A 24,940-nucleotide genomic window follows, 5' to 3' on the forward strand; every position below is an offset into this window, starting at 1 on the left:
CCGCGGCGCCCCGCTCAGCCCGCGCCGTGCCGCACCGGCTCCACGGACAGCTGATCGCCGTCCACGTCCACCCGCACGGTGTCCCCGTCGAGCACCTCGCCGGACAGGATGGCCCGGGCGAGCGGGTCGCCGATGGCCGTCTGGACCAGGCGGCGCAGCGGCCGGGCGCCGTAGGACATGTCCGGGGCCGGGCCGTCGACGACCGGTTCCTGGCCGAGCCAGGCGAGCCAGGTCAGGGCGCGGTCGGTGACGTCCAGCGTCAGCCGGCGGTCGCCGAGGCGGCGCTGGAGGTGGTCCAGCTGGATCCGGGCGATCCGCTGGAGCTGGTCGGTGCCGAGCGGGTGGAAGACCACCACGTCGTCGAGGCGGTTGAGGAACTCGGGCCGGAAGGAGGCCCGCACGGTCTCCAGCACCCTCTCCGTCTTCTGCTCCTCCTTGAGCAGCGGGTCCATCAGGAAGTTCGAGCCGAGGTTGGAGGTCAGGATGAGGATGGTGTTGCGGAAGTCGACCGTGCGGCCCTGGCCGTCGGTGAGCCGCCCGTCGTCGAGGACCTGCAGCAGCACGTCGAAGACCTCGTGGTGGGCCTTCTCCACCTCGTCCAGCAGCACGACGGAGTACGGGCGGCGGCGGACCGCCTCGGTGAGCTGGCCGCCCTCCTCGTAGCCGACGTAGCCGGGCGGCGCGCCGACCAGCCGCGCGACGCTGTGCTTCTCGCCGTACTCCGACATGTCGATGCGGACCATCGCCCGCTCGTCGTCGAAGAGGAAGTCCGCGAGGGCCTTGGCCAGCTCGGTCTTGCCGACACCCGTGGGGCCGAGGAAGAGGAAGGAGCCCGTGGGGCGGTCGGGGTCGGCGATGCCGGCGCGGGTGCGGCGGACGGCGTCGGAGACCGACCGGACGGCCTCGGTCTGGCCGATCAGCCGCCTGCCCAGCTCCTCCTCCATCCGCAGCAGCTTCTGCGTCTCGCCCTCCAGCAGCCGGCCGGCCGGGATACCGGTCCAGGCGCCCACCACATCCGCGATGTCGTCGGGCCCGACCTCCTCCTTGACCATGGACTCCTTGGAGGCCTCCTGCTCCGCCTCGGCGGCGGCCGCCTCCTCCAGCTCCTGCTCCAGGCCCGGGATCTCGCCGTAGAGCAGCTTGGAGGCGGTGTCGAAGTCGCCGTCGCGCTGGGCGCGCTCGGCCTGCCCGCGCAGCTCGTCGAGCTTCTCCTTGAGCGCGCCGACGCGGTTGAGGCTCTGCTTCTCCTTCTCCCAGCGGGCGGTCAGCCCGCGCAGCTCCTCCTCCTTGTCGGCGAGGTCCTTGCGCAGCTTCTCCAGGCGCTGGACGGAGCCGGCGTCGGTCTCGTTCCGCAGCGCCAGCTCCTCCATCTTGAGCCGGTCGACGGCGCGCTGGAGCTCGTCGATCTCCACGGGCGAGGAGTCGATCTCCATCCGGAGCCGGGAGGCGGCCTCGTCGACCAGGTCGATGGCCTTGTCGGGCAGGAACCGGGAGGTGATGTAGCGGTCGGAGAGGGAGGCGGCGGCGACCAGCGCGGAGTCCGCGATCTGCACCTTGTGGTGGGCCTCGTAGCGGCCCTTGAGCCCGCGCAGGATGGCCACCGTGTCCTCGACCGTCGGCTCGGCGACCAGCACCTGCTGGAAGCGCCGCTCCAGCGCCGGGTCCTTCTCGATCCGCTCGCGGTACTCGTCGAGGGTGGTGGCGCCGACCATGCGCAGCTCACCGCGGGCCAGCATCGGCTTGAGCATGTTGCCGGCGTCCATGGACGAGTCGCCGCCGGCGCCCGCGCCGACGACCGTGTGCAGCTCGTCGATGAAGGTGATGATCTGGCCCTCGCTGGACTTGATCTCGGCCAGGACGGTCTTCAGCCGCTCCTCGAACTCACCGCGGTACTTGGCCCCCGCGACCATCGCCCCCAGGTCCAGCGCGACCAGCCGCTTGTTGCGCAGCGACTCGGGCACGTCGCCCTTGACGATCCGCTGCGCCAGCCCCTCGACGACGGCGGTCTTGCCGACGCCCGGCTCGCCGATCAGCACCGGGTTGTTCTTGGTGCGGCGGGAGAGCACCTGCACCACCCGCCGGATCTCGTGGTCCCGGCCGATGACCGGGTCGAGCTTGCCCTCCCGGGCGGCCGCGGTGAAGTCCGTGCCGAACTTCTCCAGCGCCTTGTACGTGCCCTCCGGGTCGGCGTTGGTCACCCGCTGCCCGCCGCGGCTGGCCTCGAAGGCGGCCAGCAGCTTCTTGGCGGACGCGCCCTGCTGGGCCAGCAGCTCGCCGGTCCGCCCGCCCTTCTCCGCGATACCGATCAGGAGGTGCTCGGTGGAGACATAGGCGTCACCGAGCTCCTTGGCGCGCTGGGTGGCGTCCGCGATGGCGGCCAGCAGATCGCGGTCCGGCTGCGGCGGCGCGACCGTCGAGCCCTGCACGCTGGGCAGCGCGGCGAGCTGCCGCTCGGCCCCGTTGCGCAGGGCCGCGGCGTCCGCCTCGACCGCGGACAGCAGGTCCATGATGTTCTCGTTGTCCTGCCCGGCCAGCAGCGCGAGCAGGAGATGCGCGGACGTCATGTCCGCGTGCCCGGCGGCGACCGCCCGCTCATTGGCGGCGCTCAGCGCCTCCCGGCTCTTGTTGGTCAGCTCGGCGTCCACGTGCGCGTGATCCTCCTCGACTCGTCCTGAACAGCCACGACGCCCGGCCCGGCGCCCGGTCCCGGCGCTTCCTGCTCACACCGGCATGCGATAAGTTGAGTCTAGTGCACTCAAGGCTGTTTCGGGAGTGCCGGCCCCCGCCCGGCGCGCCCGCTCCCCCCGAGTGACCCCCGGTGCACCCGCCGTCACCGCGCGATCGCGCCGTGGGCGGAGCGGCCGCGCCCCGCCGGGCCCGGACCACCGCCCCGGCCGCGAACTACGCTTGCCCCCATGGCCCACGACCTCAGCGCCCTCAGCCCCGAATACCTCGCCTTCTGGGGCGAGTATCTGATGCCGACGCTCACCACCCCCCGCCCGGACGGCACCCCGCACGTCGTCCCCGTGGGCGTCACCTACGACGCCGGGCAGCGGATCGCGCGGATCATCACCCGCAAGGACAGCACCAAGGTCAAGAACGTCCTCGCCGCCGGCGCGGACGGCGCCGCGGTGGCCGTCTGCCAGGTCGACAAGGGGCGCTGGGCGACGCTGGAGGGCCGGGCGCGGGTGCGGACGGACGCCGAGTCGGTGGCCGACGCGGTGCGCCGCTACGCCGAGCGGTACGGGCGGACGCCGGCCCCCAACCCCGACCGCGTCATGATCGAGATCGCGGTGACCCGCGCCATGGGCCGGGCCTGAGCGCCCCGTGGCGCCGGCCCCGCGCTCCGTGACGACCGCTCCGCACCGTCCCGGCCCCGCCCCGCCGCGGCCCCGGGCCGAGCTCTGCCCCCGCTGCGGCGGGCAGCTCGCCGTCAATCAGGACGGCTGGAAGATCTGCCACGCCTGCGGATACGCCTCTCCACCCGGTACAGCCCCTCCACCACGGGCCGTCCACGGGGGTATCGTCGCCCCCACAGTCGCCACGCCCCGGGGGGCACGATGAACTCGGTCCGAGTCACGGCGATCGCCTGCCTGATGCCGCTGTCCGAACTGGACGAGGATCCGTTTCTGGTCGACGACCGCAGCCAGCACGACATGTGCAGCCAGTGGGCGGCGGCCCGTGCGTACCACCTCACCTGCCGCCTGAGCCTGCACCAGCTGCGCGCCGACCACGGCGCGCTGTGGCGGGACGTCGAGGAGGGCCTGGTCGACGTGTTCGTGGCGCCCAACCGGCGGGCGCTGGAGAACGCCATCCACGGCGCCGACGAGTTCAGCGCCCGGTGCGCCGCGGCCGGCGTCCGGCTGGAGACCGCGGACCTCGACGAGCCGGTCTACACCCTCGCGATGAAGTCCCATGTGCACCGGCGGCTGTCGATGCCGACCGCCGGATACAGCGGCCGCTGAACCGCCCCCGCACAGCGAAAAGGGCCGGGTCTCCCCGGCCCTTCGCCGTTTCCCGCGCCGGACGGCCGCCCGGCCGGCCCGTTACTCGGACCGCTTGGGCCGCCAGACCACCAGCGCACTGGTCTGCTGCACATCCTGATACGGCACCAGATCGCGCCGGTAGGAGGCGTGCACCGCCGCCTCCCGCTGCTGCATCGTGCTGGCCGCGCCCTCCAGGGCGCCCTGGAGCTCGACGACCCGCTGCTGCAGGGCCGCGACCTGGTTCTCCAGCTCGATGATGCGCTTGATGCCGGCGAGGTTGATGCCCTCGTCCTGGGACAACTGCTGCACCGTGCGGAGCAGTTCGATGTCCCGGGCCGAATAGCGGCGGCCCCGCCCGGCCGTGCGGTCGGGCGAGACCAGCCCCAGCCGGTCGTACTGCCGGAGGGTCTGCGGATGCAGGCCGGAGAGCTGGGCCGCGACGGAGATGACGTACACCGGCGACTCTTCGGTCAGTTCGTACGGGTTACGACGCTGCCCGCCCCGGCTGTCCATCTCATGCTCCCTTCGCGGCCTGGAACAGCTCCGCCCGCGGGTCCGGGCCCGCGGTCGCCTCGCGATACGACTCCAGCGACGCCTTGGCCTGGTCGCTGAGGTCACCGGGGACCAGCACCTCGATGGTGACCAGCAGATCACCGCGGGTGCCGTCCTTGCGGGTCGCGCCCTTGCCCCGGGCCCGCATGGTGCGCCCGTTGGGGGTGCCGGCCGGCAGCTTCAGCGTCACCGGCGGACCGCCCAGCGTCGGCACCTTGACTTCACCGCCGAGCGCGGCCTCCGGGAAGGTGACCGGCACCGTCACGGTGAGGTTGTCGCCCTTGCGGCCGAAGACGGGGTGCGCGTCGACATGCACGACCACATACAGATCGCCGGCCGGACCGCCCTGCTCGCCCGGGGCGCCCTTGCCGCGCAGCCGGATGCGCTGCCCGTCGGAGACGCCCGCGGGGATGCGGACCTGCATCGTGCGGGCACTGGTGGCGCGCCCGCTGCCCTTGCAGACCTCGCAGGGGTCCTGGGCGATCAGGCCCCGGCCCTTGCAGTCGGCGCACGGATCGGTGAGCGAGAAGCCACCGCCCGCGCCCCGGCTGACCTGGCCGGTGCCGACACAGGTCGGGCAGACCCGCGGCGTACCGTTTCTGTCGCCGGTGCCCGAACACGCCTTGCACGGCGCCTGGCTGGACATCCGCAGCGGGACCGTGGCCCCGTCGACCGCCTCGGTGAAGCTGAGCGTCACCTCGGACTCGATGTCCTGGCCACGGCGCGCGTGGGTGCGCGGGCCGGTCCCGCCGCGGTTGAACAGGCCGCCGAAGACGTCGCCCAGGCCGCCGCCGAAACCGCCGCCGCCCTGGCCCTGGCTGCCCCCGAAGAGGTCACCCAGGTCGAAGTTGAAGTTGCCGCCGCCCCCGCCGGGTCCCGGCCGGAACCCGCCGTTGCCGAACAGCGCCCGCGCCTCGTCGTACTCCTTGCGGCGCTTGCTGTCGCCCAGGACGTCGTTGGCCTCGGAGATCTCCTTGAAGCGCTCCTCCGCCTTGGCGTCGCCCTTGTTGGCGTCCGGGTGGAACTCGCGGGCGAGCTTGCGGTAGGCCTTCTTGATCTCCGCCTCGGTGGCGTCCTTCGGGACGCCGAGGACCTTGTAGTAGTCCTTCTCGACGAAGTCCTTGGTGCTCATCCCCGACGTCCCTCCTCCCGCACGGTTTTCCTGTCTTCGCTCACGTCAGCCCTCGTCCGGGCCACCGTTCTCCTCGTCCGGAGCCTTGGCGCCCGATGAGTCGTCGTCGGATCCGGACTTGGTGCCCTGCGCACCCGGCTGCGGCTCGGCGACGGCGACCCGCGCGGGGCGGATCGTTCGTTCACCGATGCGATACCCGGGCTGCAGGATCGCCACGCACGTCGTCTCGGTGACGTCCGGCGCGTACGAGTGCATCAGCGCCTCGTGGATCGTCGGGTCGAAGGGCTCGCCCTCCTTGCCGAACTGCTGCAGACCCAGCTTGGCGACCGCGGTCTCCAGCGACTCGGCCACCGACTTGAAGCCGCCGACCAGCTCGCCGTGCTCACGCGCACGGCCGACGTCGTCGAGGGTGGGAAGGAGTTCGGACAGGAGGTTCGCCGCGGCGATCTCCTTGACCGTCACCCGGTCCCGTTCCACCCGACGGCGGTAGTTCTGATACTCCGCCTGGAGCCGCTGGAGGTCCGTCGTGCGCTCGCTGAGCGCCGTACGCACCTGGTCCAGCTGCGCCTGGAGCGCTATGTCCGTTACGTCCCCGGCCGGGGCCGAGCCCGCCTTGTCGGCGGACTCGGCCTGCGCCGCGTCTTCGGGAGCGGCGTCGGAAGGGACGTCGGGCTTCTCGTCGAAGCCCGGGGTCTCCTCCGTCACGCGGCACCGTCCTTCTTCGGCTTCTCGTCGTCGACGATCTCGGCGTCCACGACATCGTCCTCGGCCTTGGCCTGCTCGGCGCCCTCGGCACCGGCCGCGCCCTCGGCACCGGCCGCGCCCTGGGCGTCGGCGTACATGGCCTGGCCCAGCTTCTGCGAGACCGCGGCGACCTTCTCGGTGGCCGTGCGGATCTCGGCGGTGTCCTCACCCTTGAGCTTCTCCTTCAGCTCGGTGAGGGCCTCCTCGACCTCGGTCTTGACCTCGCCCGGGACCTTCTCCTCGTTGTCCTTGAGGAACTTCTCGGTCTGGTAGACGAGCTGCTCGGCCTGGTTGCGGGTCTCGGCGGCCTCGCGGCGCTTGGTGTCCTCGTCCGCGTACTGCTCGGCTTCCTGGCGCATCCGGTCGACCTCGTCCTTCGGCAGCGAGGAGCCGCCGGTGACGGTCATCTTCTGCTCCTTGCCCGTGCCCAGGTCCTTCGCGGTCACGTGCATGATGCCGTTGGCGTCGATGTCGAAGGAGACCTCGATCTGCGGGACCCCGCGAGGGGCCGGCGGCAGACCGGTCAGCTCGAACATCCCGAGCTTCTTGTTGTACGCCGCGATCTCGCGCTCGCCCTGGTAGACCTGGATCTGCACGGACGGCTGGTTGTCCTCGGCCGTCGTGAAGATCTCGGACCGCTTGGTCGGGATCGTGGTGTTGCGCTCGATGAGCTTGGTCATGATGCCGCCCTTGGTCTCGATACCGAGGGACAGCGGGGTGACGTCCAGCAGGAGGACGTCCTTGACCTCACCCTTGAGGACACCGGCCTGGAGGGTGGCGCCGATGGCGACGACCTCGTCCGGGTTGACGCCCTTGTTGGCGTCCTTGCCGCCGGTCAGCTCCTTGACCAGCTCGGCGACGGCCGGCATACGGGTCGAGCCGCCGACCAGGACCACGTGGTCGATCTCGGACAGGTTGATACCCGCGTCCTTGATCACGTTGTGGAACGGCGTCTTGCAGCGGTCCAGGAGGTCCGAGGTGAGCTGCTGGAACTGCGAGCGGGTGAGCTTCTCGTCCAGGTGCAGCGGGCCCTCGGCGGAGGCGGTGATGTAGGGAAGGTTGATCGTCGTCTCCGTGGAGGACGACAGCTCGATCTTCGCCTTCTCGGCGGCCTCGCGCAGGCGCTGGAGCGCCATCTTGTCCTTGGCCAGGTCGACGCCGTGGCCGTTCTGGAACTGCTTGACCAGGTAGTCGACGACGCGCTGGTCCCAGTCGTCACCACCGAGGTGGTTGTCACCGTTGGTGGCCTTCACCTCGACGACGCCGTCGCCGATCTCCAGCAGCGAGACGTCGAAGGTACCGCCACCGAGGTCGAAGACCAGGATGGTCTGGTCGTCCTTCTCCAGGCCGTAGGCCAGGGCGGCCGCGGTGGGCTCGTTGACGATGCGCAGGACGTTGAGGCCCGCGATCTCACCGGCCTCCTTGGTGGCCTGGCGCTCCGAGTCGTTGAAGTAGGCCGGAACGGTGATGACCGCGTCGACGACCTTCTCCCCGAGGTACGACTCGGCGTCGCGCTTGAGCTTCTGCAGGATGAAGGCGCTCATCTGCTGCGGGTTGAAGCCCTTGCCGTCGATGTCGATCTTCCAGTCGGTGCCCATGTGGCGCTTGACCGACCGGATGGTCCTGTCGACGTTGGTGACCGCCTGGCGCTTCGCGACCTCGCCGACCAGCACCTCGCCATTCTTGGCGAAGGCGACGACGGACGGCGTGGTCCTGGCGCCCTCGGCGTTGGTGATGACGGTGGGCTCACCGCCTTCGAGAACACTGACGACGGAGTTCGTCGTGCCCAGGTCGATGCCGACCGCACGTGCCATTTCAATTCCTCCAGCTGACTTGAGTGGAACAGGCTCAACAGTGCAGCACGGAAGAAATCCTGTCAACAGAGGTGAGTCGGCGGCGCTCAAGTTTTATATAGCGCTTATCGTCACTACGCCTTCACGGAGACGCCGGCAGGGCCACAGAGGGTTGCCTTCGCGACGCAGATCACCGGCCGGGCGGCTTCATGGGGCCAGGGAGAATAGGTAACCTCAGCGGCAGACCCAAAAAGTTACCGCTTAGTAGTTCTCTCCGAATTTCCGCTCTCGCAGGTACGAGGAGCCTCCCATGCAACTCGCCGCGATCATCGTGTCGCTGGTGCTCATCGCGGTCGCCGTGGCGCTGTTCGGCCGCGCCCTGCTGCAGATCTACCGCCAGATGCGACTGGGCCAGCCGGTACCCGCCGGCACCCGGACCGACGCTCCCGCCCAGCGGACCGTCACGGTGGCCAAGGAGTTCCTCGGCCACACGCGCATGAACCGCTGGGGCGTCGTCGGCGTCGCGCACTGGTTCGTGGCGGTGGGCTTCCTCACCCTGCTGCTGACGATCGTCAACGCCATCGGCCAGCTCTTCCAGGCCGACTGGCTGCTGCCGGTCATCGGCACCTGGCTGCCGTGGGAGATGTTCGTCGAGGCGATGGGCACGGCGACGACCCTGGGCATCATCGCCCTGATCGTCATCCGGCAGCTGAGCCGGCCCGGCGCGGCCGGCCGCAAGTCCCGCTTCGCCGGCTCCAACATCGGCCAGGCGTACTTCGTCGAGGCCGTCATCCTCATCGTCGGCGTCTGCATCATGACGCTGCGCGCCCTGGAGGGCGCCCAGCACGGCGTCGACCACTACGAGGCCGCGTACTTCCTCTCGTACCCGCTGGTCGCGGCCCTCAAGGGGCTGGGCCTCGGCACGCTGCAGAACCTCACCTACTTCTTCGCCGGTCTCAAGATCGCGACGTCCTTCATCTGGATGATCACGGTCTCGCTCAAGACCGACATGGGTGTGGCCTGGCACCGCTTCCTGGCGTTCCCCAACATCTGGTTCAAGCGGGAGGCGGACGGCGCCGTGGCGCTCGGCGCGCTGCAGCCGATGACCACCGGCGGCAAGCCGATCGACTTCGAGGACCCGGGCGAGGACGACCAGTTCGGCGTCTCCCAGGTCGAGCACTTCTCCTGGAAGGGCCTGCTCGACTTCTCCACCTGCACCGAGTGCGGCCGCTGCCAGTCGCAGTGCCCCGCCTGGAACACCGGCAAGCCGCTGTCGCCCAAGCTCCTGATCATGTCGCTGCGCGACCACGCCCACGCCAAGGCCCCGTACCTGCTCGCGGGCGGCGGCAAGGACGAGGAGGGCAACGAGAAGGCGAGTGCCGAGCAGCTCGCCGGTGTCCCGGCGTCCGCCCTGGCCGAGGCCGAGCGCCCGCTGATCGGCACGCTGGAGGAGAACGGGGTCATCGACCCCGACGTCCTGTGGTCCTGCACCACCTGCGGCGCCTGCGTCGAGCAGTGCCCGGTCGACATCGAACACATCGACCACATCGTCGACATGCGCCGCTACCAGGTCATGATCGAGTCCAGCTTCCCCAGCGAGGCGGGCACGATGCTGAAGAACCTGGAGAAGAAGGGCAACCCCTGGGGCCTGGCCAAGAAGCAGCGCCTGGCCTGGACCAAGGAGGTCGACTTCGAGGTTCCGGTCGTCGGCCAGGACATCGAGGACCTCACCGAGGTCGAGTACCTCTACTGGGTCGGCTGCGCCGGCGCCCTGGAGGACCGCGCCAAGAAGACCACCAAGGCCTTCGCCGAGCTGCTCCACATCGCGGGCGTGAAGTTCGCGATCATGGGCGGCGACGAGAAGTGCACCGGTGACTCGCCGCGCCGCCTGGGCAACGAATTCCTCTTCCAGCAGCTCGGCGCGGAGAACGTCGCGACGCTGAACGCGGCCTTCGGCGAGGATGACGAGGACGAGTCGACCAAGAAGCCCAAGGCGTCGAAGAAGATCGTCGCGACCTGCCCGCACTGCTTCAACACCATCGCGAACGAGTACCCCCAGCTGGGCGGCGAGTACGAGGTCATCCACCACACCCAGCTGCTCCAGCACCTCGTCGACGAGGGCAAGCTGACCCCCGTCACGCCGGTCGAGGGTCTGATCACCTACCACGACCCCTGCTACCTGGGCCGCCACAACAAGGTCTACACCCCGCCGCGCGAGATCATCGCCAAGGTGCCGGGCCTGCGGAACGAGGAGATGCACCGCCACAAGGAGCGCGGCTTCTGCTGCGGCGCCGGCGGTGCCCGGATGTGGATGGAAGAGCGCATCGGCAAGCGCATCAACAACGAGCGCGTCGACGAGGCCCTGTCGCTCAACCCCGACATCGTCTCGACCGCCTGCCCCTTCTGCCTCGTCATGCTGACCGACTCGGTCAACGGCAAGAAGAACGACGGCAAGGCGAAGGAATCCATCCAGGTCGTCGACGTCGCCCAGCTGCTGCTGGACTCCGTCAAGACCCCCGTCGACCCGGCGGGCGACGAGGAGTCCGAGGACGCCCCCGAGCCGGAGCCGGTGCAGTAGCCGCACGGTGCAAGCACGCCGGCCGGCGGCCGGTCCCGTAGAGGTACGGGGCCGGCCGCCGGCCTTTTCCACAGGCGGACGGCCGGTGTTTTCCACAGGCCGGCGGCCGGCGTTGCGGGAGATCCGGCCGCCGGGGAGCATCAGGGGCGGCGAAGCACGCCACGACGACAGCACGAGCGAACGGGGTGGGGACGGCATGCGAGGACGGTCCGCGGTGGCAGCGGGGTGCGGGCTCGCGCTCGCCCTGCTCCTCAGCTCCTGCCATCCCTTCGGCTCCTCCGGTGCCGGCCGTCCCGCCGCCCGGCACCGCGCCTCCTCGCTCCCCGCCGCGCGCCCCGTCCCCGCCGGCCACGGCAGCACCACCGCCCAGGACTTCAACGGGGACGGCCATCCCGACCTCGTCGTCGACAGCCTGCTGGCGCCCTCCGGGGGCCATGACGACGACCCGGGCATCGGCATCGTCTACGGCTCCGCGCACGGACTCGCCCCGGCCACCCGGGAGTTGCTCACCCCGGCCCGCAACGCCGCGCCCACCGGCGCCACCGTGCCCGCGTCCTTCGAGGCCGAGACGGTCTGCGATCTCGACCGGGACGGCTTCAGCGACCTCGTCGTCACCACCGACCCGCCGTACGACGGCATCGGCCGCCCGCCCGTCCCCGTCCAGCTCCTCTTCGGCTCGCCGCGGGGCCTCGGCGCCTCCCGTGCCGTGCGGCTGCGCATCCCCGCCCGGGCCCGCTTCGGCAACGAATGGCCCGACCAGCCCGTCTGCGGCGACTTCGACGGGGACGGCGCCCAGGACCTGGCCGTCACCGCCTCCGGCCCCCGGATCAGCTATCTCCGCGGCCCGTTCAGCCGCTCCGGCGCTCCCGAGGCGGCCGGCGCACCGATCGCCGTCCCCGGCACCGCCCTGGCCCCCGCGGCTCCCCTCTCCGCCGCCACCGACCTCGATCACGACGGCGCCGACGACCTCCTCGTGCGCGCCGCCGGCCCCGGCCGCGCGGCCCGCAGCCGCCTGGCGCTCGGCGGCCCCCGCGGCCCGCTCCGCGCGGGCCCGGCCGCCTATCCGCCCGGGTACGCCACGGTCTTCGGCCGCTTCTCCGCCGGCGGTCGCGCGACGGCGGTCACCGCCGGCGCCGACGGCCGGCTGTCCGTCGCCGGCCGCCCCGGCACGCTGCGGACGGACACGGGCGGCACGCCCACGCTCGCCGCCGCCGAGGTGACCGGCGACGACTACACCGACCTCGTCATAGGCGGCGCCCGACCCGCCTTCCTCGCCGGCTCCGCGAAGGGGCTGTCCACCGCCGTGCACCGCCTCCCGGTGCCCCGCCTGCCCGGGGCGGGCGGCTCGCGCTCCACGGTCCTCGCCCTCACCGACTTCGACGGCGACCACCGCGCCGACCTCGTGCTGCTGACCCGGCGCGGCCACACCCACGACAGGGTGACGGTCCACCCCGGCGGCCCTTCTGGCCCCGCCCCGAAGCTCGCCTTCTCCTTCACCACGGCGGACTTCACCGCCCGCTGAGGGGGCCATGACCACCGTGCGGGACACGGTTCCTGACCGGCACTCAGGCGCGCGGTGGCCGTGGGCGCGCGACCGCCACCGTTCACGGACCGTCCGACCCGCCGTCAGCACCCCGCCAATCCACCTCTTGAACAATGCAGTTGCCCGCCCCCGAGGCACCACCCGACCATGACGGCATGGACAATGCGGGCTCCCATGCCGGTCCGGGCACAGCCACGGCCACCGGCAGCGCTCCGGACACCGGCAACCCTGACGACCCCGGCCCCGACTCCGGCTCCGACCCTGGCCCCGGCCTCGACCCCGACTCCGGAATCGGCACCGGCACCGGCACCGGCACCGGCACGAACGTGACTCCGAAAGTGAACATGAGCATGAACATGAGCACCGGCGGCGCACCCGCTGCCGCCCCCGCCCCGCCGCTGGCCATCCGGCTCGCCCTGCCCGTCGACGCCCCGGCGATAGCCGCCGTCCACCTGGCATCGCGGCAGGTCACCATGCCCTACCTGCCGCCTCAGCGCCGCACCCACGCCGAGGTCACCCGCTGGATCCGGGAGATCGTCCTGCCGCAGTGCCACACCGTCGTCGCCGCCCGTGGCGCGGAGATCCTCGGCTACGCCAGCGTCCGCGGCGAGCTGCTCGACCAGCTCTACCTGCGCCCGGACGTCCGCCGCGCCGGCATCGGCAGCCTGCTGCTCGCCGCGGCCCGGCGCCACCGCCCGGCCGGCCTGTCCCTGCACGTCTTCCAACTCAACACGGAGGCCCGGGCGTTCTACGCCCACCACGGCTTCCGCGTCGTGGCCACGGACGACGGCAGCGCCAACATGGAGAACCTGCCGCAGCTCACCCTCCGCTGGACACCCGCCGCCGCGCCCGTTCCCCCTCGGGGAACCCCCTAGGGGATGTCACAGGTCAGCAGCAAACCCCGCCCCGATCCCCCTGCTCCGCCACCCGATCCGCGCGGACCAGGTACTTTCGAGTACGTGGCTGGATTCAGGATGGGTCGCGGACGGGATGCCCGCCCCGCGCAGAACGGACAGCAAGGGCAGCAGGGGCAGCAGGCCCCGTACGGACAGCAAGGGCCGTACGGGCAGCAGCCCCCACCACCGCACGGGCAGTGGCAGCAGGCGCCGCAGCCGCAGTACGGCGGGCAGCAGCAGCCGCACGGGCAGCACGGCGAGCCCGAGTACTTCGGCGACGGCGGCTACCACCCCCAGCAGTCCTACGCGCCGTACACGAACGACAACCCGGGTCACACCCAGCAGTTCAGCGTCGGCGAGGCGCCGGACGCCTACGGCACGCAGCCGGGCGGGTACGACAACGGTCCCGACGCCGCGTACGCGGCCGGCGGCACCTACCGCGCCGGGCAGACCACCGCACCGCCGGCCGGCCCCAAGCTGCACTGGAAGCAGCTGCTCTCCGGCATCGTGCTGCGCCCCGACGCCACGTTCTGGCAGATGCGCGACCACGCGGTCTGGGTCCCCGCCCTCCTCGTCACCTTCGTCTACGGCCTGCTCGCGGTCTTCGGCTTCGACAAGGCCCGCGAGGATGTGCTGAACGCCACGCTGTCCAACAGCATCCCCTGGGTGCTGATCACCGCGGTGATGTTCATCATCGGCAGCCTGATCCTGGGCACGGTCACCCACACCATGGCCCGCCAGCTCGGCGGGGACGGCGCCTGGCAGCCGACCATCGGCCTGGCCATGCTGATCATGACGATCACGGACGCGCCCCGGCTGCTCTTCGCCATGTTCCTCGGCGGCGACAGCACCCTGGTGCAGGTCCTGGGCTGGCTGACCTGGCTCGCCACCGGCTATCTGCTCACCAGCATGGTGAGCAAGTCGCACGACCTGCCCTGGCCCAAGGCGCTCGGCGCCTCCGCGATCCAGCTGGTCGCCCTGCTCGCCCTGCTGAAGCTCGGCACGCTGTGACGCTCGGCACGCGCTGACGCCGACCCGGCCACCGGCGAGGGGCCCGCCCCGGAGCACTCAGGCTCCGGAGCGGGCCCCTCGCCATAAGGGTTGTCCCCCAGGGCGCGCCCCGCCTCCTACGCGAACCGCTGCCCGTCCGACCCGTCACACGCCCGCAGCCGCAGCGGCTCCTTCGCCGCGCCCAGCGCCAGGCACAGCGACGGCGCGGCGGCCGGCCGGATCGTGCCGCCGGTCCGTACGAACTCCTGGTTGGCCGCGCCCGAGCAGTTCCACAGCACCAGACCGGCCCCGGCCTCGTACCGGGCGCCGGGCACGTCCAGGCACCGGTCCTGGGTCAGCTCCACATGCACCGACCGCCGCTCGGGGTCGTACCACCAGCCCTGGTTGCGCCCGCCGTGGCAGTCCCAGCCGACGACCGCGGTCCCGTTGGCGCTCGCACCGCCGGTGGCGTCCACACAACTGCCCGTGGCGGCGTTCTTCAGCGGCCGGTAGGCGTCGTCCCAGGCCCCCGCGTACAGCGTCGGCTGCCCGGTGCTGGCCGAGTCGGCACAGGACGCCTCCCGCAGCCCCGACGCGTACAGCTGGGTCAGGCACGAGGCGAACGCGCCGTGCCCGCGGGCGTTGGGGTGGAAGGACTGCCGCACCGAGTTCGCGTTCGGCGGGAAGGGGTTGGTGAGGTTCACCCACAGCCCGCGGGCCCAGGTGTCCTCCATGCACACCTCGTGCCCGTGGAAGAGCCGGGAGGCGTCCAGATAGGTCGCACCCGCCCCGAGCGCGGCCTTCCGCATCCCCTTCTCGAACCCGGGCACCGCGGCATTGCGCCCCCAGCCCGCGTCGGAGGTGTATCCCGTACAGCCGCCCGGCAGCTTCCCCGGGTAATGCGGGTTGTCCGTCACGTCCGGCCCGATCGGACTCGGATACGACATCACCACGAGCCGGTAGTCACCGTCGGCGTAGCCCGCGTCCCGCATCACGGTCCGCAGGTCCCCGACCGTCCGCTCGACCTTCGGCACCAGCCCGTCGACCCGCGCCTGCCAGCCCGGCTGGTACTTCTGCTCGCAGGTGCCCTGCAGCAGGAACCAGCGCTCCACGCAGTCCGTCATCACCGGCCCGAACTGCAGATCGTCGTTGGCACCGGCCACCAGGAGCACCATCTTCAGCCGGGTGTTCCGGGCCGCGATCGCGAGGCTGTCGCTCTGCACCAGCTCATCGGCGTACTGCTTGCTGCCGCCGATCACGATGTTGCCGGTGCCGGCACCCGAGCAGGCGGCGTTGTACGTCACGTCCGCCGCGATCCCGGTCCGGTGGATGGCCGAGTCCGGGGACCGGTGGCACCAGTTGTCCGGCCCGTCGGTGCCCGGCTCGTACGTCCCGACGCCCTCCCCCGAGATCTCACTGTCCCCCAGCGAGATCAACGAGGTCTTCCGCTCCCCCACCGGCCGCTCGGCCGAATCCCCGTACAGCCGGGCCGCCTCCCGCGCCCGGATCTTCTCCAGCTCGGGAGACAGCGCCTTGACGGCCGAGGTCCCGCCCGGCCCGGCCCGCCCCGCGGCCCCGGGCGCGGCCGCCGCCCCGCCCGCCGCCACGGTGCACACCACGGTCAGCGCCGCCGCCGAGGTCATCACCACCGCCCGCAGCCGCCGCCCTCTCCCCTCGCGCCACCCACGTAACGTCCCCCGCCCACGTCTCGCACGCGCCATGGACCCTCCCCTACGGTCTGCTGTTACCGCGGGTTGTAGTCGCCGCCGGACCCGCACGGAACACCCGGAGCGGAATTGGCCGGATCCGGCACACAGCGACGCACCCGACCGCCGACTCCGGTGCGGAGTACGGTGATCGGGTGCCGAGGAAGTACGTGCGCGGCGCGGGCGACCGCCCGCACACCGCGCTCAGGCGTCGAGTATCTGGCCCTCGCGCCGCACGACCGGCGGCTCGACGCTCCAGGGGAAGTTGATCCACTCGTCCGTGCGCTTCCACACGTACTCGCACTTCACCAGCGACTGCGACTTCTCGTAGATCACCGCGCTGCGGACCTCCGCCACGGTGCCCTGGCAGAAGTCATGGACCAGCTTGAGCGTCTTGCCGGTGTCCGCGACATCGTCGGCGATCAGCACCTTCTTGTCCGAGAAGTCGATCGCGTTCGGCACCGGCGCGAGCATGACCGGCATCTCCAGGGTGGTCCCCACCCCCGTGTAGAACTCCACATTCACCAGGTGGATGTTCTTGCAGTCCAGCGCGTACGCCAGACCGCCGGCGACGAAGACGCCGCCGCGGGCGATCGACAGCACGACATCGGGCTCGTACCCGTCGTCGGCGATCGTCTGCGCCAGCTCGCGGATCGCCCCGCCGAACCGCTCGTACGTCAGGTTCTCCCGCACGTCACTCACGTATCTCTCTCAGACCTTCTGTGTCCACGCCCTGCCACGCGCCCGCCCTGTTGAGCGCGCCCCCACACCGACGCGGCTGTGTCATACCTGCGAACGGTGAAAGTTCTTGAACGACCGGGACGGCGTCGGACCGCGCTGCCCCTGGTAGCGGGAGCCGTACTTCTCACTGCCGTACGGGTGCTCGGCCGACGAGGTCAGCCGGAACATGCACAGCTGCCCGATCTTCATGCCCGGCCACAGCTTGATCGGCAGCGTGGCGACATTGCTCAGCTCCAGCGTCACATGACCGCTGAACCCCGGGTCGATGAATCCGGCCGTCGAATGCGTCAGCAGCCCCAGCCGCCCCAGCGAGCTCTTCCCCTCGAGCCGGGACGCAAGATCGTCGGGCAGCGTGATGACCTCGTACGTCGAGGCCAGCACGAATTCGCCCGGGTGCAGGATGAACGCCTCGTCGCCCTCGGGCACGACCTCACGGGTCAGATCGCACTGCTCGACGGCGGGGTCGATGTGCGGGTAGCGGTGATTCTCGAACACCCGGAAATACCGGTCGAGCCGCACGTCGATACTGGACGGCTGCACCATCGATTCGTCATAGGGGTCGATGCGCACCCGACCAGCGTCGATCTCGGCCCGGATGTCCTTGTCTGAGAGAAGCACGAGACGAGGATACGCGTCCGCCCGGCCCCTCCTCACACGACGAGGGCCCGGCCTCCCCAGGGAGACCGGGCCCTCGCTCCACTCCACATCGCTACTGCTCGTCACGGCCGCCGCGGCCTCTCCTGCTCGCCGCCGCTCCACCGCTCGCCACCGGCCACCGCCGATGGCTCCGCTCGCTGACTACCGCTTCGCGTACTCGACGGGCACCGAGTGCCGCAGCCGAGCACAGCGCGGGCAGCGCAACAGCCGTCCGGGACCGAGCCGGTCGGTGGTCTGCATCGGGAACGAAGCGGTGCTGAACACGTGGCCCTCGGCACAACGTACGACGGTGCGCTCCATCAAGTCCCTCTCCCAACTGCGTGGACAACAAAAGCCACATTAGGGGATGAACTGGGCGCCCTCGAAGGCGGCACTCCGACGCCCCACCGTACGCCTCAACTCCCGCACCCCGCACCCGCATCCCACCCCCGACGCGCCCCCGCCACACACCCTCGGTGCCACCTCCGACACCCCTCCCGAGCACGCCAAATGCACCGCGGGGCGACGATGGGGTAGAGTGTGCGACGATGTTCCGCTCTCCACGCGAGACGGAATGACGCGGGTGTAGTTTAATGGTAGAACATGAGCTTCCCAAGCTCAGAGCGCGGGTTCGATTCCCGTCACCCGCTCCATACGGAAGCCCCAGGTCAGTGGCCTGGGGCTTGTTTGTTGTCTGGACCATTTTTGGCTGCGTGCCCTTCGCGTGCCACAAGGCGCCGATTGGCGCACCGAGTTGACGCCCGCGAGACCCGCAGGGCGAGTTGATCGGCCGTCACCTCGGATCGCGAGACGCAATTGTCGCCGGTCATGCGCCTCACCAGCCGCTTCGAAGGAGATCGGCGTGCCGGCTGACGATCTTCATGGGCCGAGCCTGGGGAGGAGGTCGCCGATCTTGCCCCTGATGAATTGCGGGAGCGTATAGCTCCGTTGGCGCCGCGCCCGGCACGCACGCACCGACATCCCGGGCAGCTTGGCGTAGCGGATGAGGCGCCGCCTGCAGGGGCCACGCCGCTGTAGGTGGGCCGGCGGTCTCCCAGGTGCGGGGTCGCGGCATGCCGGGAAGTCAGAGGTCGAGATCGCCGGAGGTGCTTGGCGCCGCCTCGCCCAGCGCGGCATTGAGTGTTCCGAGTGCGGCGATCACCGCGTCGACGTCCGCGTCGGGTAGTGCGGGGAGCAGCTGTCGGAGTGTCGGTTCGGCGTCCCGGCTCCTGGCTGCCTTGGCCTGTGTGCGGGCATGGTCGGCGATCTTGGCGACGGTGCGGCGCCGGTCGGCCGGGTCGGTTCCCAGTTCGGCCAGGCCCCGCTTGTGCAGTGCCGCCACCACCGTGGAGACCCGGCTCTGGGCGAAGCCGGTGCGCTGGGCGATGGCGCCCACCGGCTGCGGTCCGGTGGTGTAGAGGCACTCCAGGACCAGCAGCTCGGTCGGCCCCAGGTCGGAGGTGTCCTTCATCGCCGAGGTCGCGGCAGCGGTGAGGCGCCTGCCGAGTTGGTGCAGGTCAGCGAGGTTCATGGGACTGGTCAGCGGTAGCACGCACACCCTCCTTGGGGAACATCTTGGATGATACATCTACAGTAATGCATCACAAGAGATGTATCTTGAGAGATGCATTCTCGTCGAGGGGCGCTCCACATGGCAGCGCCCAGACATTCCAAGGAGGAGACATGGTCCGGCCGATAGCCCGGGTGCTGCTGTTCCCGTTCGCGATGGCCGTGCTGCTGGTCGGCATCTACACCGCCGCGATGCACGCACCGACCCCGCACCACCTGAAGATCGCGGTCGCCGGACCACCGGCGCAGACCGGACCGCTGACAGCTTCCCTGCGAAAGGGCCTGGGCGACGCATACGACGTCAGCACCGTCGCCTCCGCCGAACGGGCCCGGCAGCTGGTGGCGCACCGGGCCGTGGCGGCCGCCTACGTGCCCACGCCGGCGCCCGGTGACCGCGCCGCGGGCACGCCCAGCACGACGTTCGCCCAGCCGCCACGCCCGAGCGGCCCGGTGCTCTATACCGCCTCGGCCGCCGGTGCCGCCCAAGTCAACCTGGCCGCCGCGCCGTTCACGAACGCCGCCGTCCAGCAGCACCAGTTCCTCCAGGTCCGCGACCTGGTCCCGCTCAGCACCGACGACACCAGCGACACCAGCACCATGTACGCCGCGATCGGCCTGACCCTGGCGGGATACCTGTCGGCGGTCATGCTCTCCACCGTGTTCGGTACCGGACTCACCCGCCGGCGCACGGTGGCCGCGCTCGCCGCCTTCGGTGCCGCCGCCGCGATCGCCGTCTGGCTCATCACCGGACCGATCCTGGGCGCCGTGCACGGCTTCGCCCCCGCCATCCTCCTCACCGGCTGGCTCACCGTGATGGCCGTCGGCATGGCCACCGTGTTCCTCTCCCGCTTCTGCGGGCGGATGACCCCGCTGCCCGCCGTCGCGATCTTCATGTTCCTGGGGATGCCCGCCTCCGGAGCGGCCCTGCCCATCGCAACCATGCCCGCCCCCATCCGCGCCCTGCACGACCTGCTGCCGATGACCTCAACCTCCGGCAGCCTGCGCCAGATCATGTACTTCGGCAGCGAAGGCATCGGCCGCTACTGGCTCACCCTCGCCCTGTGGGCCCTCGCCGGCCTCCTGCTGACCCTCGCCTACGACACCCTCAAGGCCCGCCGCACCGGCCCCCGCAACGACACGGACGCCCTGCCCCGGCAGGCCCCCGACCCTGCCCCCTCCCACTGACCGCGCTCCCGCGCACACCCACCCCGACACCGCAGAGCGAGGCCGCACCCGTGACCGAAGTACCCCCGCCGTTCCACCCCCAGGGCCACGACACCGACCCGGCCGGGCAGCAGGGTGACCCGCTGACGCAGCTCGCCACCGAAACCGACCTGACCGGACTCGACTTCACCGGCCTGGACCTGCGCCCCGCCCTGCGCCGCGATCCCCGCCCCCGGACGTTCACCCGCTGCACCTTCACCGAAGCCAACCTGCGCGGCGCCCACCTCCCCGAAGCCGTCTTCACCGACTGCACCGCCGCAGCAGCCGACTTCACCGGCGCCCTGCTCGATCAGGTCCGCTGGCAGGGCGGCAGCGCCGCCGGCGCCAAATTCACCGACGCCGACTGCGGCGACCTCACCTGCGACAGCGCCGACCTGGCCAACACCAAATGGGGCGGCGCCCTGCTCGCCGACGCCTCCTTCACCGGCTGCCGGATGATCGGAGCACGCCTCACCGGCCACCGCGGCCTGGGCCTCCAACTCACCCGCTGCAACCTGGCCGTCGCCAACCTCAACGGCCTGAGCCTGCGCGGCGCCCACCTCGTCGGCATCCGCTTCACCGAGGCCGACCTCGGCGGCGTCGACTTCCGCGACTGCATCCTCGAAGACTGCCGTCTCGCCGAAGCCAACCTACGGGCCGCCGACTTCACCGGCGCAGATCTACGCGGCGCCGACCTCGGCGAACTCACCATCGCCATCGCCGCACAGTTCCGCGGCGCCGTCATCTCCCCGGACCAGGCCGCCCACATCTGCACTGCCCTCGGCCTGAACGTCATCGGCTGAACCCCCACCACGGCCCGCGGCGCGGGGTGCCGGCGCCGGGCGGCCGAGGCAGGCGACATCCACGGTCGTGGTCGCGCTCATCCGCACACCGGTCACTCCGCCGCCGATCCGGCCTGCCGGGTCGAATCACTGCGTCCCCGGCCGCCCTCATGATCGTCCGCGGGGCTCGTGCGCGCTGGGCCGGTGCCCGTGCCCGTGCCCGTGCCCGTGCTGACGAGGATCTGTTCGGCCTGGGCGACGTTGTCGGCTTGGACCGCCCTGGCCATTGCGGCGGCGGCTGCTTCAGGCGTGGCCTGTGGCGGGACCACCAACAGGGAGAAGTAGTCCTGATCGCCGCGGGTGATGAGCACGGTGTCGTCACCCACCGGGAAGGAGTCGATGTGCACGACCCGGTCATCGATGATCAGCCGCGTCGGCAGCTCCTCCCACGCGTTCGTATCCAGGCCCACGCGCAGGACGGGGCCGAGGTGCTCGGTCAACGCGCTGATCAGACTGGGCAGCTCGGCACCGATATCGCGGGATCGCGGCCACCACGCCCCGTCGAGAACGCCCTCGCGGGACCGGGTCGTCTCAAGCCTCAGCAGTGCGGTTCCGGGCTTGACCGACTGATGGATCGCTTCCGGCAGAAACCTGGAGGGGTCCGGAGTTTCGGAGTCAGCCATGGTGTGCTCGCTCGTCTGCGGTACGTACGTCCGCTGATCGCCCGTGGCCATGTCGGCGTGGCTGTCGATGTGGGGTGGCCGCGGTGGTTTCACCGTACTCCGCGGGCCGGCATACGGCCCATGCGCTGGGCCGACGCGTGCGCGCTGAGCTCACAGCAGGGAAATACCTGGTCAGACGCGTGCTCGGCGGTCTCAGGCCGGAGTACGCTGAAGAGACCGGGAGTATTTCGCGTACCGGCTCCCTTGCAGGTGCCGTTTCCGGCGAGCGACGACACCGGGCAGTCGACGAGGCGCCCGGGGCAGGTCCGCGCCGTGACCGTGACCATCGGCCCTACGACGACAAGCTCTGAGCACGTCCCCCTCCGCCGGCGCCCCGATTGCCCCTGACACCGGCGGCCGCACTTCCACGTACCGCCGGCAGGCAGCTGACCGACGAGGACGCGGCCCGTGACGCGCGGGAGACGCGAAGCCGGGAAGAGGAGTGGGAGACCGACGGCGGCGCCGCAACGGGGAGGTCGGGCCAGGACGCGGAGGCCGGGGCTCGCAACGCCGCCGGCCCGACCGGAGCACGGGGCGTGACATCACCGCGCGCCAAACGCTGCGCCACATCACCAGGCGCTGACCAGGAGGTCACCATGAAGCCCGCGGAAGCACTGCCCTCGGCCGGGCGCGCCGAGGTCCGTATCGTCGCCGCCTCCCCGGAGACCGCCCGCCAGGTCGCGGAGGCGATCCGCCGTTCCTTCGCCACCACTGAACAGCGCAGCTACCCCGCCGGCAGCGACGGCGGAACCCGCCTCCACCTCACCGTGGACACCACACACCCCTCCCACCCCGCGCGATCCTGGCTGGCAGCCGGTCGGACGACCGGGGACAACCGACCGCAGGCGGACGAAATCTGAGGCACATGCCTGGCGGTGCACTGTGCCGGTCTGCGACGAAGTCATCGTGGATGCCGTCGCGGAAGAGGTCGGCGGAAGAGTTCGAAGGCCCTTCCGTTGTTGCATCCCTACTGACCGGCTAGCGACTGGCCCTTAAATGATCTCTAGGTGTTCCGGCTACGCCAGGCCGCCGGAGGGCCTCCGTTCTGATCCTTGTGGGTTACGGTGTCCGGTCTCCTGCTTGCGGTGGAGGCGAGCCGCTGCCTGGACATACTGGGCGCTAAAACGAACAAACAGCGATTTTTGGTGCTACTGGAAGCAAGTCTCTGGTGGTCTCACGACGATCTAGGTGGGGTCCAGGACTCATGTGTGGGGAGTGAACTCCCTGGGCCAGATGTACCGGTACACCGGACACGACACCAACCCCTGGATCGGCATCCCCGGCAAGGCCGTGGACATCGGCGTAGGCGCAGACGGCATCGTCTGGCACGTCAATTCTGTCGGCGGGATCTACCGCTACACCGGAGACCAGCCGAGCTGACTCGTAGTGCGACCAGGAGGTCCCGGACGACAAGGCGCCGGCGGGACGATGTGGAAGTCCCTGAATCCCTACCAGGGTTGCGTGCGCAATCTGACGGTACAGCGGATGCCTGGATGCCACCCTTCGTCACCGATCGGCGGCCAAAGACGCCACACCACAAGGTGTCGCGAACGACCGTGCCCCGTCCGCGCCCTTCAGCCCGGTCAACACCGTTCACGAGGGGCGCGACAGGACACGGCCGGACGATGGAGGCAAGCAGCGTATGGGCAGGCCAGAGGCGAATAATCGCCCCAGGCCCTGTTGATTACCAAGCTCAGAGCGCGGGTTCGATTCCCGTCACCCGCTCCATAGTTGAGGCCCAGGTCGGCGACCTGGGCCTTGTTTGGTGTCTGGACCATTTTTATGCTGCGCGCCATTCTCCTGCCATAACCCAGCGCTTGCCAAGGCGAATTGACACTCGCGGACCCTTGCGGCACGACTTGATCGGCCATCATCTCGAATCGCGAGAAGCACTCTTCGTGACCTGCGTTACGCACTGCTGGGCGGCCTGCAACGATGAACCCGCGCCCCACGCGCCCCTCCCGTCATGATCGTCTGCTCGGAGGTCGTAGCGCAGGCCCGAGGCGCACGGCTGGGGCAAGTCATCTTCATCCAGGGCCAGCCCCGCCAGCCCTTTAGCCGAAGTCCGCTGCGCGTTGGGGATGACCCGCAGGAGCGGTGGCGATCGTGATTCTCATGAAGGCTGGCTTCAGGGCCCCAGGAATCCAAGGGCGGCTCACCTATCCAGATCGCAGAATGATGGCGTGGATATGTCTGAGCCTTACGCGACAACTGTCGCAGCCGTGGCACCTGTCGTCTGGGCGATCGGAACTGTCGAAGTTCACCAGGTGATGAAACGTGTGTGGGCGGTGCGCGACGAGCGGGATCGTCTGGCGGCGGAGTGTCTCGGCGCCATCGCCGCCGTCGAGGACGAGGCGGGCCTCACCCAAGCGCGCAGAGACTGGAAATCCGTCGGTCGGCAGGACCGACGTGCGCTGCCATCGACCCTTCTCTACGCGGCGTGGACTTACCTCGGGATCATCATGGTCATATGCGTGATCGACGCGTTGAGCTGGTTGGCCGAGAGCGGCGGGCCAGGAAAGATCAGCGGGGCGGACCCGACAACAGCACAGTTCTGCCTGCTGGCCATCGCTGCCGGCCTCGCCTTCATCACTCTCCTGCCCGTGGCGGTGGCCACAACAGAGGCGATCCGCTCTCTTCGACGGGCCCGCAGCAGGCAGCGAGAGTTCGCCACGCGCGAGGCAGAAGCCGTCTCGCGCCTTCATGTCCGACGATCCACCGAACCGGCGACGCCCTCAGCCTCCTCACCGTCTCCGTAGTGCCGGAACGGAGACATCGAGGTTGCGCGTGCACGGCGTCGGGCCATGTCAGTGGACAGACGTGGTGCGCCGGATCGTGGCCACCGCCGGCCTCGCACCCAACGGGAAGAGAGCCGTGCCAACGGGAGGAGCGGTGTGCCACGCAGAGTTATGCCGCCAGCCGTGCCTGGCTAGGGTGATCGGGAAGTGCGGCGGGCGCTGTGCAGCCAACAGGAGGTGACCAGTGGGGCCAACCGATCCCCCGGTGATACGCGTGCCGGTCGGGGAAGGCTCCGATCGTTGGGTCAGCCGGACAGCGCACCGCCGCGTTCTGCTGGTGGTGCACAACATCGCCTCTGCCGGGCGTCTGTTGGACGTACTCCCGCTGTTCCACGACGACTTCCGGGTGCAACTGCTGATTACCTCGACGGAATCATCCGTCTTCCAAGGCGGAACCCGGAAGCTTTTCGCCGAGTTGAACCTGCCCGTAATGCCATGGGACCAGGCCCTGCGCACGCCCGTAGACCTTGCCATCTCCGCTAGTTTCGGCGGTCAACTGCACTACCTCAAAAGCAACTTGACGATTTTGTCACATGGCGTGGGATACACTAAGAGGCTATCTAAGCCGG

General features: G+C 70.4%; 22 protein-coding genes, 1 tRNA gene and 1 pseudogene. 13 read left to right on the forward strand and 11 right to left on the reverse strand.

Annotation, left to right across the window (positions count from 1 at the left end; translation table 11 throughout):
• Positions 1-14 precede the first annotated feature (14 nt).
• Positions 15-2,645, reverse strand: coding sequence for an ATP-dependent chaperone ClpB (clpB, locus tag IEY78_RS06150; RefSeq protein WP_189096562.1), 2,631 nt, complete (start codon positions 2,643-2,645; stop codon positions 15-17).
• Positions 2,646-2,915: 270 nt separating this feature from the next.
• Here clpB and IEY78_RS06155 point away from each other — a divergent pair, with 270 nt between their 5' ends.
• Together IEY78_RS06155 and IEY78_RS06160 are read left to right on the forward strand one after the other, a co-directional pair.
• Positions 2,916-3,320 (forward strand): pyridoxamine 5'-phosphate oxidase family protein, encoded by a 405-nt coding sequence (locus IEY78_RS06155; protein ID WP_189096563.1) that lies wholly within the window; start codon positions 2,916-2,918, stop codon positions 3,318-3,320.
• A gap of 240 nt (positions 3,321-3,560) precedes the next feature.
• Positions 3,561-3,965 (forward strand): hypothetical protein, encoded by a 405-nt coding sequence (locus IEY78_RS06160; RefSeq protein ID WP_189096564.1) that lies wholly within the window; start codon positions 3,561-3,563, stop codon positions 3,963-3,965.
• A gap of 81 nt (positions 3,966-4,046) precedes the next feature.
• Here IEY78_RS06160 and IEY78_RS06165 read toward each other — a convergent pair whose 3' ends face one another.
• From IEY78_RS06165 to dnaK, 4 genes are read right to left on the reverse strand one after another with little or no spacing between them, the layout of a single operon-like run.
• Positions 4,047-4,499, reverse strand: coding sequence for a heat shock protein transcriptional repressor HspR (locus tag IEY78_RS06165; protein WP_189096565.1), 453 nt, complete (start codon positions 4,497-4,499; stop codon positions 4,047-4,049).
• A 1-nt stretch (position 4,500) separates the two neighbouring features.
• Positions 4,501-5,670, reverse strand: coding sequence for a molecular chaperone DnaJ (gene dnaJ, locus IEY78_RS06170; protein WP_189096566.1), 1,170 nt, complete (start codon positions 5,668-5,670; stop codon positions 4,501-4,503).
• Positions 5,671-5,715: 45 nt separating this feature from the next.
• Positions 5,716-6,375 carry a nucleotide exchange factor GrpE gene (gene grpE, locus IEY78_RS06175; RefSeq protein WP_189096567.1) on the reverse strand — a complete coding sequence of 220 codons (660 nt, stop codon included), beginning with the start codon at positions 6,373-6,375 and terminating at the stop codon, positions 5,716-5,718.
• Positions 6,372-8,228 carry a molecular chaperone DnaK gene (dnaK, locus tag IEY78_RS06180; RefSeq protein WP_159744689.1) on the reverse strand — a complete coding sequence of 619 codons (1,857 nt, stop codon included), beginning with the start codon at positions 8,226-8,228 and terminating at the stop codon, positions 6,372-6,374. Before dnaK ends, grpE begins: the two co-directional genes overlap by 4 nt.
• A 289-nt stretch (positions 8,229-8,517) precedes the next feature.
• On the opposite strand from dnaK, the gene IEY78_RS06185 reads away from it, so the two are divergent.
• The 4 genes from IEY78_RS06185 to IEY78_RS06200 all read left to right on the forward strand — a co-directional run bounded on the left by IEY78_RS06185 (position 8,518) and on the right by IEY78_RS06200 (position 14,235).
• Positions 8,518-10,785 carry a (Fe-S)-binding protein gene (locus IEY78_RS06185; protein WP_189096568.1) on the forward strand — a complete coding sequence of 756 codons (2,268 nt, stop codon included), beginning with the start codon at positions 8,518-8,520 and terminating at the stop codon, positions 10,783-10,785.
• Between the two features lie 196 nt (positions 10,786-10,981).
• Positions 10,982-12,307: a VCBS repeat-containing protein gene (locus IEY78_RS06190; protein WP_189096569.1), complete on the forward strand. Its 1,326-nt coding sequence runs from the start codon at positions 10,982-10,984 to the stop codon at positions 12,305-12,307.
• Positions 12,308-12,483: 176 nt separating this feature from the next.
• A complete protein-coding gene (locus IEY78_RS34960; protein ID WP_308426861.1) occupies positions 12,484-13,203 on the forward strand; it encodes a GNAT family N-acetyltransferase in 720 nt (239 codons plus the stop codon).
• A 99-nt stretch (positions 13,204-13,302) separates the two neighbouring features.
• Complete coding sequence (locus IEY78_RS06200; protein WP_189096857.1) at positions 13,303-14,235, forward strand: Yip1 family protein; 933 nt, start codon at positions 13,303-13,305, stop codon at positions 14,233-14,235.
• 116 nt (positions 14,236-14,351) lie between these two features.
• Here the strand turns inward: IEY78_RS06200 and IEY78_RS06205 are convergent, their stop codons facing one another.
• The 4 genes from IEY78_RS06205 to IEY78_RS06220 form a co-directional block, all read right to left on the reverse strand.
• Positions 14,352-15,857, reverse strand: coding sequence for a ricin-type beta-trefoil lectin domain protein (locus IEY78_RS06205; protein WP_229699773.1), 1,506 nt, complete (start codon positions 15,855-15,857; stop codon positions 14,352-14,354).
• 267 nt (positions 15,858-16,124) lie between these two features.
• Entirely contained in the window at positions 16,125-16,622 is a 498-nt protein-coding gene (locus IEY78_RS06210) for a phosphoribosyltransferase (RefSeq protein ID WP_189096570.1), read from the reverse strand.
• Positions 16,623-16,703: 81 nt separating this feature from the next.
• Positions 16,704-17,279 carry a dCTP deaminase gene (gene dcd / locus IEY78_RS06215; RefSeq protein WP_189096571.1) on the reverse strand — a complete coding sequence of 192 codons (576 nt, stop codon included), beginning with the start codon at positions 17,277-17,279 and terminating at the stop codon, positions 16,704-16,706.
• A gap of 180 nt (positions 17,280-17,459) precedes the next feature.
• Entirely contained in the window at positions 17,460-17,618 is a 159-nt protein-coding gene (locus IEY78_RS06220; RefSeq protein ID WP_006604620.1) for a hypothetical protein, read from the reverse strand.
• Between the two features lie 258 nt (positions 17,619-17,876).
• Here IEY78_RS06220 and IEY78_RS06225 point away from each other — a divergent pair.
• Positions 17,877-17,950 (forward strand) — tRNA-Gly (locus IEY78_RS06225).
• 431 nt (positions 17,951-18,381) lie between these two features.
• Here IEY78_RS06225 and IEY78_RS06230 read toward each other — a convergent pair.
• A complete protein-coding gene (locus IEY78_RS06230; RefSeq protein WP_229699739.1) occupies positions 18,382-18,828 on the reverse strand; it encodes a MarR family winged helix-turn-helix transcriptional regulator in 447 nt (148 codons plus the stop codon).
• Positions 18,829-18,980: 152 nt separating this feature from the next.
• Between IEY78_RS06230 and IEY78_RS06235 the strand changes: the two genes are divergently transcribed.
• Together IEY78_RS06235 and IEY78_RS06240 are read left to right on the forward strand one after the other, a co-directional pair.
• The gene (locus IEY78_RS06235; RefSeq protein ID WP_189096572.1) at positions 18,981-20,051 is read left to right on the forward strand and encodes an ABC transporter permease; all 1,071 of its coding nucleotides are present in this window, start codon (positions 18,981-18,983) and stop codon (positions 20,049-20,051) included.
• A gap of 50 nt (positions 20,052-20,101) precedes the next feature.
• Entirely contained in the window at positions 20,102-20,872 is a 771-nt protein-coding gene (locus IEY78_RS06240) for a pentapeptide repeat-containing protein (RefSeq protein WP_189096573.1), read from the forward strand.
• A gap of 92 nt (positions 20,873-20,964) precedes the next feature.
• On the opposite strand, the gene IEY78_RS06245 is transcribed toward IEY78_RS06240, so the two are convergent.
• A complete protein-coding gene (locus IEY78_RS06245) occupies positions 20,965-21,534 on the reverse strand; it encodes a DUF5994 family protein (protein WP_189096574.1) in 570 nt (189 codons plus the stop codon).
• A 635-nt stretch (positions 21,535-22,169) separates the two neighbouring features.
• Between IEY78_RS06245 and IEY78_RS06250 the strand changes: the two genes are divergently transcribed.
• From IEY78_RS06250 to IEY78_RS34215, 4 genes and pseudogenes are all read left to right on the forward strand, one after another.
• On the forward strand, positions 22,170-22,433 hold the full coding sequence (locus IEY78_RS06250) for a hypothetical protein (RefSeq protein WP_189096575.1): 264 nt from the start codon (positions 22,170-22,172) through the stop codon (positions 22,431-22,433).
• A gap of 346 nt (positions 22,434-22,779) precedes the next feature.
• Positions 22,780-22,953, forward strand: a complete 174-nt coding sequence (locus IEY78_RS06255; RefSeq protein ID WP_268240254.1) for a tectonin domain-containing protein — start codon at positions 22,780-22,782, stop codon at positions 22,951-22,953.
• Positions 22,954-23,756: 803 nt separating this feature from the next.
• Positions 23,757-24,332, forward strand: coding sequence for a hypothetical protein (locus IEY78_RS06260; RefSeq protein WP_189096576.1), 576 nt, complete (start codon positions 23,757-23,759; stop codon positions 24,330-24,332).
• Positions 24,333-24,648: 316 nt separating this feature from the next.
• Positions 24,649-24,940 (forward strand): annotated as a pseudogene (locus IEY78_RS34215) (hypothetical protein); the annotation flags it as partial.

This window comes from Streptomyces kronopolitis (assembly GCF_014646275.1).
Classification (GTDB): Bacteria; Actinomycetota; Actinomycetes; order Streptomycetales; family Streptomycetaceae; genus Streptomyces; species Streptomyces kronopolitis.